The 17,986-nt window shown below is 56.4% G+C and carries 15 protein-coding genes; 4 read left to right on the top strand and 11 right to left on the bottom strand.

The genetic code is table 11. The features are described 5' to 3' along the window. The first annotated feature begins 331 nt into the window (after positions 1-331). Positions 332-937, top strand: coding sequence for an undecaprenyl-diphosphate phosphatase (gene ybjG / locus N5J69_RS14585; RefSeq protein ID WP_279771256.1), 606 nt, complete (start codon positions 332-334; stop codon positions 935-937). Between the two features lie 29 nt (positions 938-966). Here ybjG and N5J69_RS14580 read toward each other — a convergent pair whose 3' ends face one another. Further along, positions 967-2,169: a serine hydrolase gene (locus N5J69_RS14580; protein WP_279771255.1), complete on the bottom strand. Its 1,203-nt coding sequence runs from the start codon at positions 2,167-2,169 to the stop codon at positions 967-969. A gap of 272 nt (positions 2,170-2,441) precedes the next feature. On the opposite strand from N5J69_RS14580, the gene N5J69_RS14575 reads away from it, so the two are divergent. Continuing rightward, positions 2,442-3,098 (top strand): HAD family hydrolase, encoded by a 657-nt coding sequence (locus tag N5J69_RS14575; RefSeq protein ID WP_279771254.1) that lies wholly within the window; start codon positions 2,442-2,444, stop codon positions 3,096-3,098. A gap of 1 nt (position 3,099) precedes the next feature. On the opposite strand, the gene N5J69_RS14570 is transcribed toward N5J69_RS14575, so the two are convergent. The 8 genes from N5J69_RS14570 to N5J69_RS14535 form a co-directional block, all read right to left on the bottom strand. Then, positions 3,100-4,236, bottom strand: coding sequence for a PQQ-dependent sugar dehydrogenase (locus N5J69_RS14570; protein WP_279771252.1), 1,137 nt, complete (start codon positions 4,234-4,236; stop codon positions 3,100-3,102). Positions 4,237-4,357: 121 nt separating this feature from the next. Then, positions 4,358-4,993 (bottom strand): carbonic anhydrase, encoded by a 636-nt coding sequence (locus N5J69_RS14565; RefSeq protein ID WP_128085280.1) that lies wholly within the window; start codon positions 4,991-4,993, stop codon positions 4,358-4,360. Positions 4,994-5,425: 432 nt separating this feature from the next. After that, entirely contained in the window at positions 5,426-5,875 is a 450-nt protein-coding gene (locus N5J69_RS14560) for a DUF4385 domain-containing protein (protein WP_279771250.1), read from the bottom strand. Next, entirely contained in the window at positions 5,872-6,777 is a 906-nt protein-coding gene (gene gsiD / locus N5J69_RS14555) for a glutathione ABC transporter permease GsiD (protein WP_279771249.1), read from the bottom strand. The genes N5J69_RS14560 and gsiD overlap by 4 nt, the downstream gene beginning before the upstream one ends. Beyond that, entirely contained in the window at positions 6,774-7,703 is a 930-nt protein-coding gene (gene gsiC, locus N5J69_RS14550; protein WP_279771247.1) for a glutathione ABC transporter permease GsiC, read from the bottom strand. The genes gsiD and gsiC overlap by 4 nt, the downstream gene beginning before the upstream one ends. A gap of 46 nt (positions 7,704-7,749) precedes the next feature. Continuing rightward, positions 7,750-9,285, bottom strand: a complete 1,536-nt coding sequence (gene gsiB, locus N5J69_RS14545) for a glutathione ABC transporter substrate-binding protein GsiB (protein WP_279771245.1) — start codon at positions 9,283-9,285, stop codon at positions 7,750-7,752. Positions 9,286-9,339: 54 nt separating this feature from the next. Continuing rightward, positions 9,340-11,196, bottom strand: coding sequence for a dipeptide ABC transporter ATP-binding protein (locus tag N5J69_RS14540; RefSeq protein WP_279771243.1), 1,857 nt, complete (start codon positions 11,194-11,196; stop codon positions 9,340-9,342). A gap of 10 nt (positions 11,197-11,206) precedes the next feature. After that, positions 11,207-12,166 carry an isoaspartyl peptidase/L-asparaginase gene (locus N5J69_RS14535; protein ID WP_279771241.1) on the bottom strand — a complete coding sequence of 320 codons (960 nt, stop codon included), beginning with the start codon at positions 12,164-12,166 and terminating at the stop codon, positions 11,207-11,209. Positions 12,167-12,422: 256 nt separating this feature from the next. Between N5J69_RS14535 and moeA the strand changes: the two genes are divergently transcribed. Together moeA and moeB are read left to right on the top strand one after the other, a co-directional pair. Continuing rightward, the gene (gene moeA, locus N5J69_RS14530; RefSeq protein WP_279771239.1) at positions 12,423-13,658 is read left to right on the top strand and encodes a molybdopterin molybdotransferase MoeA; all 1,236 of its coding nucleotides are present in this window, start codon (positions 12,423-12,425) and stop codon (positions 13,656-13,658) included. Then, on the top strand, positions 13,659-14,435 hold the full coding sequence (gene moeB, locus N5J69_RS14525; RefSeq protein WP_279771237.1) for a molybdopterin-synthase adenylyltransferase MoeB: 777 nt from the start codon (positions 13,659-13,661) through the stop codon (positions 14,433-14,435). 571 nt (positions 14,436-15,006) lie between these two features. Here moeB and N5J69_RS14520 read toward each other — a convergent pair. Next, positions 15,007-16,599, bottom strand: a complete 1,593-nt coding sequence (locus N5J69_RS14520; RefSeq protein WP_279771236.1) for an ABC-F family ATPase — start codon at positions 16,597-16,599, stop codon at positions 15,007-15,009. 178 nt (positions 16,600-16,777) lie between these two features. Further along, complete coding sequence (locus tag N5J69_RS14515; protein ID WP_003850507.1) at positions 16,778-17,179, bottom strand: H-NS family nucleoid-associated regulatory protein; 402 nt, start codon at positions 17,177-17,179, stop codon at positions 16,778-16,780. Positions 17,180-17,986: the final 807 nt, after the last annotated feature.

Raw genomic sequence — 17,986 nt, 5'->3', positions numbered from 1 at the left:
AATCCCCAAATTGTGGAGCCCGCTGGTCTTTTTCCCGGCGGGTTTTTTTATGCCTTTTTTTCGTCTCGTCCCGCCCGCCTGCACCGGCATCGCATCTTTAACCGTCATAAAACTTAAACAGTTGTGCAACTCATTATCAGATTAAGAGCCTTTCCGTAGACGAACTGCCCCGCAAAAAGCAGGATAGCCCACGGTTACGTTAGCAAATTGTGCTGATTTACCGGGCAGGCGCACTGCCGCTGAACGTTTTTTTGCCGCTGTTATCGTGCTGGTCTGCTGGATGCTGACAGCCGCTGATAGCTGGCTTGTCTGATGAGGAATTTATCCCGAAATGGAAGAGCTGAACCACGCACTGTTTACCGCCATCAATGCCACACCAGCATCACCCGCCTGGTTACTGCAGCTGGCGACCTTTATTGCCAGAGATCTGATCGCCATCGTGCCGCTGTTAATCGTGGCGATGTGGCTCTGGGGACCGCGCGATCGGGTCTCTTCGCAGCGGATGCTGGTACTGAAAACCGGTATGGCGCTGATCTATGCCCTGACCATCTCCTGGTGTGTAGGGCACCTGTTACCCCATCCCCGCCCTTTCGCCATAGGTTACGGTTATCAGTTCCTGCATCACGCCGCCGACGACTCCTATCCCAGCGATCACGGCACGACGATATTCACTTTTGCCCTGGCCTTTATTTTCTGGCATCGCCTCTGGTCGGGTGTGGTGCTGATGGTGATGGGTTGCGCTATCGCCTGGTCACGGGTCTATCTGGGCGTCCACTGGCCCATGGATATGCTGGGCGGCTTCCTCGTGGGTCTGCTGAGCTGTCTGGCGTCGCATCTGGCGTGGCAGTTCTATGGCGAGCGAATGCTGGCGGTGATCAACCCGCTTTATCGATCGCTGTTTGCCGTGCCGATTCGTAAGGGCTGGACGCAGAATTAAGAAAGGGACGCGATAGCGTCCCTGCTCGCTTACGACAGCCACTTCCCGAACCAGCCATTGAACTTCATCATCACGAAGTCAATCATCCGGCTGAAGAAGCCCCCTTCCGGGACATCCTGCAGCACCACCAGCGGACGCTGTTCAATAGTCTTACCGTCCAGCTGGAAGTCGATGGTGCCGACAACCTGATTCTTCTTCAGCGGGGCTTCCAGCTGCGGTGCATTCAGTTTGAAACTTGCCTTCAGGTTCTTCATCTGCCCTTTCGGGATGGTCAGTGCAGCATCCTTCGCCACGCCCAGATTCACCTGGCTCTTATCACCAAACCAGACCCGCTGCTGCGCAAACGGCGCATCCGCTTTAATCGGCGTTACCGTTTCAAAGAAACGGAAGCCCCAGGTCAGCAGCTTTTCACTTTCGCGGAAACGAATCGCATCGCTGGCGGTGCCGAGCACTACCGAGATCAGACGCATATCGCCTTCGGTCGCTGAAGCCACCAGATTATTTCCCGCGCCTGAGGTATGGCCGGTTTTGACGCCATCCACCTTTAGATTGGTGCTCCACAACAGCCGGTTGCGGTTGATCTGGCGAATATTGTTAAAGGTGAACTCTTTCTCTTTATTCAGCGCGTACTCTTCAGGCACATCGCGAATCAGTGCCTGAGCAATCAGCGCCATATCCCGTGCGGTGCTGAACTGCCCTTCTGCATCCAGACCGTGTACCGTCATAAAGTGGGTGTTCTGCAGCCCCAGCGCCTTCACGTAGTTGTTCATCAGGCCGATAAATGCGTCCTGGCTGCCCGCCACATAGTCCGCCAGCGCAATACAGGCATCATTACCGGACTGGATTACGATACCTTTATTCAGCTCATGAACCGGTATGCGGTCGCCCGGCTTGAGGAACATCAGCGAAGATCCCCGTAACTTAGGATTGCCGGTCGCCCAGGCATCCTGTCCCACGGTGACCAGGTCATCCGGTTTGATTTTGCCCGCTTTAATGGCCTGACCCACCACGTAGCTGGTCATCATTTTTGTCAGACTGGCGGGATCAAGACGCTGGTCTGCGCTGGATTCGGTTAAGACTTTGCCGCTGGCGTAGTCGATCAGAATCCACGCTTTAGCATCAATGCCGGGCGCGGCGGGAGCCTGCTCAGCAAACGCGCTGATGGGGGCAAGAACGAGTAATGAGGTGGCAGCAAGGTGCCGCAGGCGAGATGAGAAGCGAGTGTTTGTCATGGGCTTGGCCGGATTGTCCTTGTTAAATCAAAATTCCAGGGGCAGAAATTTCTCACTGAAACGCTAACCGTTGCCGTCAGCGAAAAAAACCGTCATATCGTAAAGTTTTTTAGAGTTTAGTAGAGTAACCCTGGCATACGCGCTGCGCGCGTGCCGCTTTTCGCCGCCTCTGTCACTTTCAAAACTGCGTGAAATTCCGATTTTTCGCAGAAGAGTTAAGCCCGTCACAATTATCGGCTAACCTGAAAGCCAGTCAGCCGAGGAGACGGACCATGGACTTAGCCCTTTTTGATCTTGATGAAACACTGATTTGTGAAGACAGCACCAGCCTGTGGCTGCGCTGGCTGGTATCACAGGGATTCGCCCCCAGCGAACTGATTGATCAGGAACAGGCATTAATGAACCAGTACTATGCTGGCACGCTGTCGATTGAAGAGTACATGAACAAGACGCTCTCACCGCTGGCAGGCATGGCCACGCTGACCGTTGAGGGCTGGGTGCGCCGCTTCATTCATCGCGACATCATGCCGCGCGTCTATCCTGCGGCCCGCGAGCGCATTGAGTGGCACCGGGCGCGTGGTGACAGAGTAATGATCATCTCCGCGAGCGGCGAACATCTGGTGGTGCCGATTGCCGAGAAACTGGGTGCCTGCGGCGCACTGGCGATCGGCGTTGAAATCGTGGATGAGCGCTACAGCGGCAACACCTATGGCACCATGACCTACAAAGAGGGCAAAGTGACCCGACTGGGCGACTGGAAAGCGCTGCAGCAGCAGGAGGCTTTTGCGCGCACCTGGGCCTACAGCGATTCCATGAACGACCTGCCACTCCTTGAACAGGCCGATCATGCCCACGTCATCAATCCTGATGCACAGCTGCACCAGGAAGCGCTGAGCCGCGGATGGCAGGTTTATCACTGGGCGCGATGACTCAGCCGCGGGACGCACCCGCGTCCTGCGCTAATCCCACTTTGAGCAGCTTGCCATTGGCCTCATCGGTCAGGACATAGAGCCAGCCATCCGGTCCCTGCCGCACATCGCGGATTCGCGCCCCCTGATCGCCCAGCAGGCGCTGCTCTTCCACCACTTTCTCGCCGTTGATACTCAGACGGATCAGGTTTTTCTCTTTCAATGCACCGATGAACAGCGAGTTCTTCCACTGCGGAAAACGGGCGCTGTTATAAAACGCCATGCCGCTGATGGCCGGAGAATCCTTCCAGTGATAAAGCGGCTGTTCGGTACCCGCAGCCTGTGTGCCCTTTGACTCCGGCACCTTGTCGCCACTGTAGTCAATGCCGTAGGTCGCCAGCGGCCAGCCGTAATTCCTGCCCCGGCCCATGACGTTCACTTCATCGCCGCCACGCGGGCCATGTTCATTTTCCCATATCATGCCGGTCCAGGGGTTAAGCGCCAGCCCCTGCGGATTACGCAGGCCATAGGCCCAGATCTCTGGCCGTGCGCCTTGCTGTTTCACAAACGGGTTATCATCCGGCACGCTGCCATCGGCGTTAAGCCGCAGCAGTTTACCCTGCAGCTTATCGAGATCCTGCGCCGCGCTGCTGACAAAGTTGTCGCCGAAAGCGATCCAGAGATAACCCTGGGTATCAAACGCCAGCCGGGTGCCGATGTTATTGCCGCTGGAGAGCATGGGCGTCTGACGAACGACCTCACGGAAATCGCTGAGTTGCCGGTTATCCTGGCTTAGCGTCCCGACGCCCACGACGGCACCCGCTTTGCCACTGCTGTTCGCCTCGGTGTAGCTGAGCCAGACGCGACGGCTGGTGGCAAAATCAGGGGCCAGCACCACGTCCAGCAGACCACTCTGCCGTTCTGCCCAGACTTTCGGCACCCCCTGAATCGGCTGTGACAGGCCACTCTGCGGGCTCCAGCTTCGCAGCTGCCCGCTGCGTTCAGTAATCAGCAGCGTTTTGTTGTCGGGCAAAAAGGCGACGGACCAGGGATGGTGTAACTTATCCTGCAGGACCTCGACTTTCACGTCGGCGGCAAACAGCGGCGAGGCGCAGAACAGCGAGCCGCCGAGCAGTAAAGCAGTCGAAAAACGGGACATAAGGTTCTCCTGACGGGTAGCGTGACCTTAAGCGTAGTCATCCACCGCGTGATGAACCTGAGGATTTACAAAAGATTAAACTGAGAGAGAACCCGCCGCAGGGCGCAGCGGGTGAAAGGCATTATTCGAAGCAGGTATCAGGGTTATCTGACAGGGTGATGAACTGTTTGCCCCCCTGGGTCAGCGCCATGATGGTGCCGCTTTCGATATCGTAAACCCAGCCGTGCAGACGCAGCTTGCCGTTACGCAGTGCGACAGACACTGAAGGGTGGGTTTTCATGTTGTTAAGCTGCGCGATGACGTTCTCTTTGACCATCTCGTTCAGCTTCTTCTCAGGGGAGTCATATTCACGCTGCTCGACCACCGCTTTTGCCGCATCGGCATAGCGCAGCCAGTGCTCAACCGCAGGCATGGTATCCATGCAGGCACAGGAGGCAATCGCGTTCATGGCACCGCAGTTAGAGTGACCGCAGATGATGATGTCTGAGACACCCAGCGCCACCACAGCGTATTCGATCGTGGCGGAAACACCGCCTGGCTCCGGGCCGAATGAGGGAACGATGTTGCCCGCATTGCGGATAACGAACAGCTCTCCTGGCTCCTGCTGCGTCACCAGTTCCGGCACCAGACGGCTGTCTGAACAGGAGATGAACAGCGCTTTCGGATTTTGATTTGACGCCAGGCTTTTGAAAAGATCCTTCCTTTCAGGAAACACATTCTGCTGGAAATTCAGAAATCCGTTGATGATCTCTTTCATTATTTAGCTCTCACATTATCCATTTCATTACCTGAGGGGCATAGCCCCCTCAGTGGGGTTTGCTGGTTTATTATTAATGAAAACAAGTGAATATCAACCCGCGTTTTTCAGACAACCCCGAACGGCTGTTTTGGTCAGCGCTTCGCTTATCCATTATTCAGCGCATCCGGTGCCATTTTCTTTTTATAGCACGGGACGTTACTGGAAAAGGCAGCGTGTGATCTGCCCGCTGTTTTTGTTAGCGCGGTGACGCAGTTTTTACGCGTTTTTTCACTACTTTACGCCGCAGTTTGACCGGAACCAAAGATTTCTCAGTTGCATCTGGCCTTTCAGGGCTGACAAAGGGGAGCAGAATAAGCCCGGAGCGAGCCGGGCGGGTTCAGACAATGACGGAAGCCACGATGGAGGTGGTCGGGGGAAGAGATTCAGCGCTTAACCATACTGCTGCTGATGTGCTTTTTTGCGGCGCAGATAATCCTCATCCTCACGCAGCTTGTCCCAATAGCCTTTGAAGATAGCGGCCGCAGCGGCCTTCTCCTCGTTGACACCGCGTGGCAGCTCGCTCCCATCCGGGCCATACTTTCGCCCGCCTTTATGGTTGCTGTAACGGCGTGCGCGGGTGTACCCCATCTGGATAAATTTACGTGCCATATCCATGCCGACAAAATCGTCCTGACGCCGGTAATCCTCAAACAGCGCCATGATTTTTTCTGCCGACTCTTCAGCAATCGGAACGGTGCGAAAACGCCAGTGCGGCAGAATTTCGCTCTTGTAGGGCTCGACCATCAGCACACCCTGCTCGCCCCGCCCGACCTGATAACGCTCGGGATGCTGGCGGAAGTCGATAGTGCTGAAGTCCTGATCATAATCGAAAGGTTTCATCTCTTTAGTTTAGGATCAAGCGCGTCACGTAGCCCGTCCCCGAGCAAATTAAATGCCAGAACCGTGAAGAAAATCGCCAGGCTGGGGAAAATCGCCACGTGCGGCGCAATCACCATGTCAGCCCGCGCTTCATTCAGCATTGCCCCCCACTCCGGCGTTGGCGGCTGTGCCCCCAGCCCCAGAAACGACAGGCTGGCGGCGGTGATGATTGAGGTGCCGACCCGCATGGTGAAATAGACCACAATCGGCGATACCGTGCCGGGCAGGATATGCCGCATCAGGATTGTCCAGTCAGATGCGCCAATGCTGCGTGCCGACTCAATATAGGTCTGATGCTTCAGCACCAGCGTATTGCCGCGCACCAGACGGGCAAAGGCCGGGATGCTGAAAATGGCAACCGCCACAATCACGTTACTCATGCCGCTGCCCATAATCGCCACCACCGCAATCGCCAGCAGAATGCCGGGGAAAGCAAACAGCACATCGCAGATGCGCATGGTGATACGGTCCCACCAGCCTTCGTAATAACCGGCCAGCAGACCAAACAGCGTACCAATCACCGCGCCGATCACCACCGAGAAAAAGCCTGCAATCAGGGAAATACGCGTCCCGACCAGCACCCGGCTGAAGATGTCGCGCCCCAGCGAATCGACGCCAAAGAAATGGACCAGTGACGGGCCGTCGTTGAGCCGGTCATAATCGAAGTAGTTCTCTGCGTCGAACGGGGCAATCCACGGGGCGATCACCGCCAGCACAATCAGCACCAGCACAAATATCCCGGCCAGCAACGCCACAGGCTGGCGTCGGAAACGCCGCCAGAACTCACGCCACGGCGTGCGTACCCGGTTTTCCGCCATCAGCGGCATCGCTTTCAGTGCCGCTTCACGTCGCCAGTTTTTCATCGCGACTCCTTAAAGCGAATAGCGGGATTGATCACCGCATAGAGCATGTCGACAAACAGATTGATCAGAATAAACTCCAGTGAAAAGAGCAGCACTTCGGCCTGAATAACCGGATAGTCACGCATCGCCACGGAGTCGACCAGCAGACGCCCCAGTCCCGGCCAGTTAAACACCACCTCGACCACGATAGAGCCGCCCAGCAGAAAACCAAACTGCAGTCCCATCATCGTGACCACCGGGATCATGGCGTTGCGCAGACCATGTTTTACCACCACCAGCGACTCACGCACCCCTTTAGCCCGGGCGGTTCGCATGTAATCTTCCTGCATCACCTCCACGAACGAGGCACGGGTAAAGCGCGCCATCACCGCCGCTACCGCTGCACCTAACGTCAGCGAGGGCAGAATGTAATGTTTCCAGCTCTCAGCTCCGACGGTCGGCAGCCATCCCAGCTCCACCGAAAAGACCTGCATCAGCAGCATTCCCAGCGCAAAGGCAGGAAAGGAAATGCCCGACACCGCCAGCGTCATCCCCAGCCGATCGGGCCAGCGGTTACGCCAGACCGCCGAAACGATACCGATGGTCATCCCCACTATCACCGCCCAGACCATGCTGGCCAGCGTCAGCCACAGCGTCGGCATAAAACGTGAGGCGATCTCATCCGCGACCGGCCGCTTTGAGACCATCGACTGACCGAAATCGCCCTGCAGCGCATTCAGCATAAAGTGCCAGAACTGCTGTGGCAGTGGTAAATCCAGACCCAGCTCCTGACGCACCAGCGCCACCACCGAGGCATCGGCTTCCGGCCCGGCAATCAGGCGTGCCGGGTCGCCCGGCAGCAGGTGAACGAACAGGAAGACCAGCACCGCGACAATCAGCAGTGTGGGGATCAGCCCAAACAGACGTTTGAGGAAATAGTTAAGCATGCAACATCCTGCAGTTGCGGCCAGCCGCGCGGGCTGGCCGGTTCCGTTACTTCAGAGTGGCCTCATCAAAATTGAATGAGGTATCGGGCATCACATAAAAACCGCTGAGGTTTTTACTGTTGGCAGAGACCAGCTGCTCGACCACCAGCGGGATCCACGGATGATCCTGCCAGATGGTGTCCTGCGCATCTTTGTAAAGACGCGCTTTCTCTGCCCGGTCAGTGGTTTTCAGCGCATCGGCCAGATCTTTATCAACCTTTGGATTGCTGTAAAACGCGGTGTTGAAGATGGCCGGTGGCCAGGCAGCGGTGGCAAACAGGGGCGTCAGCGCCCAGTCGGCTTCACCGGTTGAGGCGGACCAGCCGGTGTAGAACATGCGCACGCCGCTCTCTTTCTGGCCTTTACCCTCCACTTCAGCGGCACGCTGACCCGCATCCATCGCCGTGACTTTGACCTTCACGCCAATCTGCGCCAGCTGCTGCTGAGTGAACTGCAGCACTTTCTGCGCGGTGCTGTGGTTGTGCGACGACCAGAGCGTAGTTTCAAAGCCATTCGGATAACCCGCCTCTTTCAGCAATGCTTTCGCTTTAGCCGGATCGTAGCGGATAGCCGGATAGGTCTGCGCAAAATCAATGGCGGGCGGCACGATGCCGGTCGCTGGCGTGGCGTAACCGGCGAAGGCCACTTTCGCCAGCGCCTGACGGTTGATGGCATACTCCAGCGCCTCACGCACCTTCGGATTGTCGAACGGCTTCTGCGTCACGTTAAGGCTGATGTAACGCTGCATAATGGAGGGCGTGGTCACCACATCCAGCTTGCTGTTCTTCTCCAGCAGTTTCGCCTGCTCATAAGGCACCGGGAACGCCAGGTTCGCCTCGCCGGTCTGCAGCATGGCCGCACGGGTGTTGTTGTCCACCACCGGTCGCCAGGTGATGCTGTCCAGCTTCGGATAGCCCGGTTTCCAGTAGCCATCCCACTTCTTCACCTTCACGAAGTCGGTCTGGTTCCAGGTTTCAAACACAAACGGGCCGGTTCCCACCGGATGGAAACCAATCTCTTTACCATATTTTTTCAGCGCCGCAGGCGAAATCATCGCCGCCGCCGGATGGGCCAGATTGTTGATAAAGGCGGAGAACGGCTCTTTCAGCGTCACTTTCACCGTTGTCGGATCAACAACCTCTGTGCTGCCGATGCGTTTGAACAGGTTGTAGCGCTTAAGATGGTTATCCGGGTTGCTGGCGCGGTCGAGATTGACCTTCACCGCTTCCGCATTGAAGTCCGTACCGTCCTGGAATTTTATCCCGGAGCGCAACTTAATGGTGTAGGTCAGACCGTCGGCACTGGCCTGGTAGCTCTCTGCCAGCACGTTGGTAAGTTTCATATCTTTATCGAAGCCAAACAGCCCCTGATAAAAAGATTTTGCTACCGCCTGCGACAGCGTGTCGTTGGCATCATAGGGATCAAGCGTGGTGAAGTTGGACGCGACAGCAATCACCGCATCCTGTGCTGCCCAGGCGGGCAGTGTGATGACGCTGCTTAACACGCCAGCCGCCAGTAACCCTTTACGCATCGTAATCTGCATCTTCTTCTCCTGTAATCCCTGTCGGGTTGGTCGCCGGGGCGACATCTTCACTGTTCAGGTCGCGCTGATAACGTGGCGGGCGACGAAATGGCCCGGAGCCACCTCCATCAGCGGCGCCACTTCAGGTTCATCCCCTAACGCATGGATCGGGCTGGGGATCTCATCGACCAGTAAGGCGCGTTCACGACGCCGGTGCGCCGGATCGGCTACCGGCACGGCGGCCATGAGTTTGCGGGTGTAGGGATGCTGAGGCTGTTCAAACACCGCCTGACGCGGCCCTATCTCGACAATCTGACCGAGATACATTACCGCCACGCGGTGGCTGATACGCTCCACCACCGCCATATCGTGAGAAATAAACAGAAACGCAATGCCAAACTCGCGCTGCAGGTCGAGCATCAGATTAATAATCTGCGCCTGGATCGACACATCCAGCGCTGAGACGGACTCATCGGCGATGACGACCTTCGGGTTCAGCGCCAGTGCGCGGGCAATGCAGATGCGCTGGCGCTGCCCGCCGGAAAATTCATGGGGATAGCGCTGAGCATGTTCCGGCAGCAGGCCGACTTTATCCAGCAGCCAGGCGACGCGCTGCTCTGCCTCGCGACGCGGCATCGCCTTGTGGACCAGCAGCGGCTCCATAATAGAAAAGCCCACGGTCAGACGCGGGTCGAGTGAGGCGTAGGGGTCCTGAAAAATAAACTGCATGTCGCGGCGCAGATGGGCGAGCGCGGCACCAGAGAGAGCATCAATCCGCTGGCCGTCAAACGTCAGGGTACCTCCCTGACTTGCAACCAGCTTCAGCAGCGATCGCCCGGTGGTTGATTTACCACAACCCGACTCCCCCACCAGCGCCAGGGTCTCACCGGCATAGAGATCAAAACTGACTTTTTCGACGGCATGAACCCGGCTTTTGACGCGATTCAGCAGGCCGCCGCGAATATCAAAGCGGGTGACCAGATCGCGCACCTGTAAAATGGGTGGCTGCAGGCGACGTACCGTATCCTGCGGCACGTCGTCGGCCGCGCTGCTGTGCAGCAGCGGAAATTTGGCGGGCAGAGGCTGGCCCTGCATCGACCCCAGTTTTGGCACCGCCGCGAGCAGCGCCTGGGTATAGGGCTGCTGCGGTGCGCTAAACAGCTCGGCGACCGGCGCATTCTCCACCACATCGCCGCGATACATCACCTGAACGCGATCGGCCATTTCGGCGACCACGCCCATATCGTGCGTGATAAAAATCACCCCCATCTGCATCTCTTTTTGCAGCACGCGGATGAGTTGCAGAATCTGTGCCTGAATGGTGACATCGAGCGCGGTGGTCGGCTCATCGGCAATCAGCAGCGCCGGTTTGCAGCAGAGCGCCATCGCAATCATGACGCGCTGTCGCATACCGCCCGACAGCTGATGCGGAAAGCGGGATAAGACATTTTGTGCATCGGGGATGCGCACCAGATCCAGCATCCGGTGCGCCTCAGCCAGCGCCCCGGCGTGGCTTAGCCCCTGATGAAGACGGATGGATTCAGCAATCTGCTCACCCACCGGGAAGACCGGGTTCAGCGACGTCATCGGCTCCTGAAAAATCATCGCCATGTCCGCGCCGCGAACACGCCGCATCTGACGTTTTGAGGCGCGCATCACATCCAGCACTTCGCCATTGCGACGGTGTAACTGCACCTCGCCACTCACCCTGCCGCCAGCCTGCTCAATCAGCCGCATCAGCGCCAGCGAGGTGACCGATTTTCCCGAACCAGACTCCCCCACCAGCGCCAGCGTTTCGCCGCGAAACAGATCGAGTGACAAATGCCGCACTGCATCCGTGACGGTGCCTTCGTGCTGAAAACGCACATTGAGATCGCGCACCGCCAGTACCTGCTCAGGCGCCAGCGGGGGTAACGTTTGCCTGTCGCTCATTTATGCATCCTTAGCTTTCGCGATAGATAGCGACGTCAGCCGCCTCGCCGACCCGCGCAACGCCCCGGTACATGCCTTCGCTGTTAAACGGCAGCGCCACGTTGCCTGCCCGATCGACGGCGATTAAGCCGCCACTGCCGCCCAGTTCCAGCACGCTGTCATGAATCACATTCACACTCGCCTGCTGCAGCGAGCGCCCGGCATACCGCATCTGCGCGGCCACATCGTAGGCCGCCAGCGTTCGCATAAAGACTTCACCGGTGCCGGTGCAGGAGACCGCCACGCTGTCGTTGCTGGCGTAGCAGCCCGCGCCAGGCAGCGGCGAATCGCCGACCCGTCCGGCCTGCTTATTGGTCATCCCGCCCGTTGAGGTGGCGGCAGCGAGGTTGCCCGCCAGATCCAGCGCAACCGCCCCAACTGTGCCGAATTTGCGGTCCGGGTCGAGCGGGTCGTCGCTGTGTGCGGCACCGTCATGGTCCAGCACGGCGGTATCGCTGTTAAGCGCACGCTGCAACTGTTCCCAGCGTTCCGGCGTTGAGAAGTAATCAGGCTCAACCGTTTCCAGCCCGTGCGCCACGGCAAACTGCTCTGCGCCTTCGCCGATAAACAGCACATGCTCGCTCTTTTCCAGCACGGCACGTGCCGCCAGGACCGGATTACGTAATCGCGTGACGCCTGCAACCGCACCCACCTCCAGCGAGCGGCCATCCATAATGCAGGCATCGAGTTCATGGGTGCCCTGATGGGTGAAGACCGCGCCTTTACCGGCATTGAACAGCGGGCACTCTTCCAGCTGTCGCACCGCCTCGGTCACCGCATCCAGTGCGCTGCCACCCTGAGCCAGTATCTGCTGACCCTGGGTGACAATATCGTGTAGCGCCTGACGATAGCATTGTTCTTTTTCAGCGCTCATTGCTGAGCGCGAAATCGCGCCTGCGCCGCCATGAATGACGATCACTGCATTGACCATAACGCTTTACCCTGTGGTTGCATCAGGACGAAAAACACTGATTTAAAATGGTTTTCACCCATTTTTGGTGATTTTTGACTATAGAAAGCCTGCTAAGTGTTGTAAAGCGGAAACTGTTCCTGTGGTTATAACCTTTTCTTACCGCCATATTTCACTTTGGCCACAACACCCGGTAAGTCAGGCCGACGCCGATGTGACTCAGCGGCCAATTCAAACCATAATAGGCAGCATCTGAAATAACCAGGCTGGACTGTTCATGGAAAGTTTTACTGCAGATTTACTCTCCCTTGAGGAGGCGCAACAAAAAATGCTGTCACAGCTGACCCCCGTCACCGATTCCCTCTGCGTGCCGCTGGCTGAAGCGGTCGGCCGTATCACCGCTACCCCCGTCACCTCGCCGATTGCCGTGCCGCCCTTTGATAACTCTGCGATGGATGGCTACGCCGTCAGACTGGCAGATGTCAGCCGCGGAGAGCCGCTGCCGGTGGCAGGCAAAGCCTTTGCGGGCGCACCGTTCAGCGGTGAGTGGCCGCAGGGCAGCGTAATTCGCATCATGACCGGTGCACCAGTGCCCGCGGGCTGCGAAGCGGTGGTTATGCAGGAGCAGACTGAAGCACATGGCGAGGAGATCTTGATTACCGCGCCGGTGCGTCAGGGACAAAATATCCGTCTGACCGGTGACGATATTCAGCCGGGCAACGTGGTGCTGGAGGCGGGTACGCGTCTGGGTGCCGCCGAACTGCCGCTGCTTGCCTCGCTGGGTATCGCGCAGGTCAGCGTGCTGCGAAAACTGCGGGTCGCTATTTTCTCCACCGGCGATGAACTCCAGCCGGTCGGCGAGCCGCTGGGCGAAGGACAGATCTACGATACCAACCGTTTTGCCGTATCACTGATGCTGCATAAGCTGGGCTGCGAAGTGATCGACCTTGGCATCATTAACGATGATCCCGCCGCACTGCGCGCGGCCTTCAGTGAAGCAGATCGGCAGGCGGATGTGGTGATCAGCACCGGTGGCGTCTCGGTAGGCGAAGCGGACTTCACCAAAAATATGCTGGAAGAACTGGGCGCGATCAGCTTCTGGAAGCTGGCGATCAAGCCCGGCAAGCCGTTTGCTTTTGGCCGCCTGAATAGCAGCTGGTTCTGCGGCCTGCCGGGCAATCCGGTCTCTGCCGCCGTGACCTTCTATCAGCTGGTGCAGCCGCTGCTTGCCACCCTGACCGGCCAGCAAAAATCTGCCTTACCCCCCCGTCAGAAAGTACGCTGCGCCTCACGACTGAAAAAATCACCGGGCCGGCTCGACTTCCAGCGCGGCATCCTTCGCCAGAATGCACAGGGTGAACCGGAGGTGGTGACCACCGGAATGCAGGGTTCACACGTCTTCAGCTCTTTCGCCCAGGCGAACTGCTTTATTGTGCTGGAACGGGAACGCGGCAATGTGGAACCGGGTGAATGGGTTGAGGTAGAGCCGTTTAACGCTCTGCTGGAGGCGTAGATGCTGCCTGAATTAAGCGATGAGGAAATGCTGCGCTACAACCGGCAGATCGTCCTGCGCGGCTTTGATTTTGACGGTCAGGAGCGGCTGAAAGCGAGTCAGGCGCTGGTCGTCGGGCTGGGCGGACTTGGCTGCGCCGCCGCGCCTTATCTGGCGGCTGCCGGTGTCGGCAGCCTGACGCTGCTCGACTTCGATACCGTGTCGCACTCTAACCTGCAACGGCAGATCCTGCACCACGATGCCGATATTGGCCGCGCCAAAGTGGATTCTGCCGCACAAAGCCTGGCCGCCATCAACCCGCACTGCCAGCTGCATCCGGTTAATGGACAGCTGGACGATGCGGCGCTGCTGGCGCTGATCGCTCAACAGCAGGTAGTGCTGGATTGCACCGACAACGTTGCGGTGCGTGAGCAGCTCAACCGGCTCTGTCGGCAGCAGCGGGTGCCACTGGTCTCAGGTGCCGCGATTCGGATGGAAGGCCAGATCAGCGTATTCAGCTGGCAGCCTGGCACACCCTGCTATCGCTGCATCAGCCGCCTGTTTGGGGAACAGACACTGAGCTGCGTGGAAGCGGGCGTTATGGCCCCGCTGGTTGGGGTGATTGGTGCGATGCAGGCGATGGAAGCCATTAAAGTGCTGACGTCCTTTGGCGCGCCCGCCACCAGCCGGTTGCTGATGTACGATGCGATGAGCGCGGAGTTCCGCAGCATGAACGTGGCGCAGGACGCGCAATGTGAAGTGTGTGGCGATGGGGCTGGCAAAACATCAGCTTCCTGAAGCCCGCACAGCTGTGATGCCTGGCCTGCTTCGGTAACACGGTTCGATCGGAAAGTCGCTTAAACCCTTCCTGGGCGCTCTGCCCGCGCGATTACGCACCTCATCCCTGAGGTGCGCCCGTAAACGGGCCAACGCGTTGCGTTGTTCAAAAACGCGCCCGGCGTTTTTGTCCCAGTCGAGGGACGCTTTCCTCCTCTGACCGTGTTCCCTGCGCCTTGAACATTTGCGTTGCTGTCAGATAATCCCCGAGCAGCTTTTACCAGAAGTCATAGCGACGGGGGCCTGCGTCGAGCACACTCCCCAATCCCACGCTCAATTCACTTAGACAACTCAAAACGTAAAGCGAAGGGAGCATACGCCTGTAGCAAAGCATAGCGGGCCAGGGATGGCCCGCGCTGAGCATGCCGTGGATGGCGTCTTTTGCGTCTTTGCGAAAGGCGTATGCTCCCTGAAGCCAGCACAGTAGTGACGTTCAGACAGCTCAGGGAAAAAAGGCTGGATCGTAATCATCAATGGGCGCTCAGCCCCTCGGGCAAAAAAAACGGGGTGGCCTGCGCCACCCCGTTTTTTATCAGACGATGCCCTGACTGCGCAGGTAATCTTCATAATTACCGGTGAAGTCCACCACCTTATCTGCTTTCAGCTCAATCACGCGGGTTGCCAGCGAGCTGACAAATTCGCGGTCGTGCGAAACAAACACCAGTGTGCCTTCATACATTTCCAGCGCCATATTGAGCGATTCAATCGACTCCATATCGAGGTGGTTGGTCGGCTCATCCATAATCAGAATGTTCGGTTTTTCCATCATCAGCTTACCGAACAACATACGCCCCTTCTCACCACCGGAAAGCACTTTAGCGGGCTTTTTAATATCATCCTGTGAAAACAGCAGACGGCCAAGAATACCGCGAATGGTCTGCTCATCATCGCCAGGCTGTTTCCACTGACTCATCCAGTCAAATACCGTCAGGTCATTGGCAAAATCGTCGGCGTGATCCTGAGCGTAATAACCAATACGCGCATTCTCTGACCATTTAACGCTGCCGTTGTCAGGCGTAAGCTGACCCACCAGCGTTTTCAGCAGCGTCGATTTACCAATACCGTTGGCACCGATCACCGCCAGCTTCTCACCCACTTCCAGCAGCAGATTTAAATTCTTAAACAGCGGACCGTTATCAAATCCTTTGGTTAAACCTTCCACTTCCAGCGCATTACGGAACAGTTTCTTTTCCTGCTCAAAACGGATAAACGGGTTCTGACGACTGGAGGCTTTCACTTCGTCCAGCTTAATTTTATCCATCTGTTTAGCGCGTGAAGTCGCCTGACGTGATTTAGAGGCGTTGGCGCTAAAACGACTGACGAACGATTGTAAGTCAGCAATCTGCGCTTTTTTCTTCGCGTTATCGGATAACAGACGTTCACGCGCCTGGGTCGCCGCGGTCATATATTCGTCATAATTACCGGAATAAACCCGCAGCTCGCCATAATCCAAATCGGCCATGTGGGTGCAGACCATATTAAGGAAGTGACGGTCATGCGAAATGATAATCATGGTGCTGTCACGCTCGTTCAGCACCTGCTCCAGCCAGCGAATCGTGTCGATGTCCAGGTTGTTCGTTGGTTCGTCGAGTAACAAAATATCAGGATTAGAAAACAGCGCCTGCGCCAGCAGCACACGCAATTTAAAGCCAGGAGCAATTTCGCTCATCGGGCCATAATGCTGCTCAACCGGAATGCCGACGCCGAGTAATAATTCACCGGCACGCGACTCGGCGCTATAGCCATCCATCTCACCGTAAAGCGCCTCAAGATCGCCGACTTTATACCCCTCTTCTTCGCTCATTTCTGGCAAAGAATAAATGCGGTCGCGCTCCTGCTTCACTTCCCATAATTCATGGTGACCCATGATAACGGTGTCCAGCACGCTGAATTCTTCAAAGGCGAACTGATCCTGACGCAACTTACCGATGCGCTCGTTAGGATCGTAGGAGACGTTGCCGCCTGTAGGCACCAGATCGCCACCCAGAATCTTCATGAAGGTGGATTTTCCGCTGCCGTTCGCACCGATTAAACCGTAACGATTACCGCCGCCAAATTTAACGGAGATATTTTCGAACAGTGGCTTGCTGCCAAACTGCATGGTGATATTGCTGCTAACTAACACGGCATTGACCTTTATGAAGAGAATGGATGAAAAAACGGCGGCTATTATGCCAGATGTGACGCAGCGCACGCTAGCGTCAGGGGTGGATTCCTGGCGGGGTGATTGATATCCCGACAGAAATAAAAAAGCCGGGGGGCCATAATGGCCCCCCGGCTCCCACCTACAAGGATTGTGTTGATCAATCGATGAGGAAACTGTCCAGGCTTTTACCGGAATCCAGCGCCTTTTTAATCGCTGCCGGGGTGCGGCCCTGGCCTGTCCATGATTTCTGCTCACCGTTTTCGTCGGTGTAAGAATATTTAGCCGGACGCGGCGCACGCTTGGTACGTTTTTTTCCGCTTTCCAGTGCACCTAATAATTCATTAGGATCGATGCCGTCAGCCAGCAGCATTTCGCGATATTTAGACAGCTTCTCTTCTTTTTCGCGATTCTGCGTCTCTTCCGCTTCTGCTTCTTCGCGGCGCTCAGTAACAACAACGGTTAATTTTTCCAGGATCTCTTCAAGATCGGTCAGTGGCAGTTCACGAGCCTGGGCACGTAATGTGCGAATATTGTTCAGTACTTTAAATGCGTCACTCATCACAATGTCCTTGATTAAGGGGGGTTAATAAAACTGTAGCGCCAAGATTACCTAATTCAAATAAAAAAATAAATTATTTTTACGCTACAGATAATTCTTAAGTATTAATTCAGACAAAACTGCACTATTAAAATCGGCCGTGCCGGATGTTTTATTAACGCTGAATTAACAACAACGCGTGCTTACGTTCCATAGCTGAAAACGATTTCAGAGGGTTTATACCGCAGGCAGACCGTTAACCTTATCCGTTAGCGTCGGTTTGCACAGCTTCGTTATTTACGATTTCTGGCCCCGCCATAGCAGAGAGGGAATGTGCGCTGATCGCGATCCCTGTCACACCAGCTTACAGATTATGCTTAAAAATCGACCCCGATAGCCGTTAAATAGCGCAAAAGAATTAGCGCAATGATGAATTTTTTATTATGCCCGTTACCGCCTGTGCCCTTTTTTTTACTGCTGCGATTTGCGCCAGGGTGAGATAATTCGCCGTTCGCTCAGCGATTCAATAACCGTTCTGGCTGACGCGACCGGGTGAAACGTTGCGCCTGCCTCACTTGCTCTGTCGTAAGAGGCCTTAAAAAAAACACCAAAGAAATAAATTCAGAAAGGTGACAGCGTTCAAAAAATCAGAGGCAGAATAGACCAGCCCACATAAAAATAAGCGCATGCCGCAGCCGCTGAAAATAACCCTGTGCTTATCATAACTTTATTTTCTGGTGCCTGAACCGGGCACAGCGGTAGTGAGATACCTGGTTATTCAACAGGTTAGATAATCATGAACAGGATGGACAGGCGGTGAGCAGCGGA

Origin of the sequence: Pantoea sp. GD03673, assembly GCF_029844725.1 — a bacterium.
Taxonomy (GTDB): domain Bacteria; phylum Pseudomonadota; class Gammaproteobacteria; order Enterobacterales; family Enterobacteriaceae; genus Pantoea.
The sequence above is the reverse complement of the archived record's forward strand: the minus strand, read 5'-3'. Positions and strand labels throughout refer to the sequence as shown.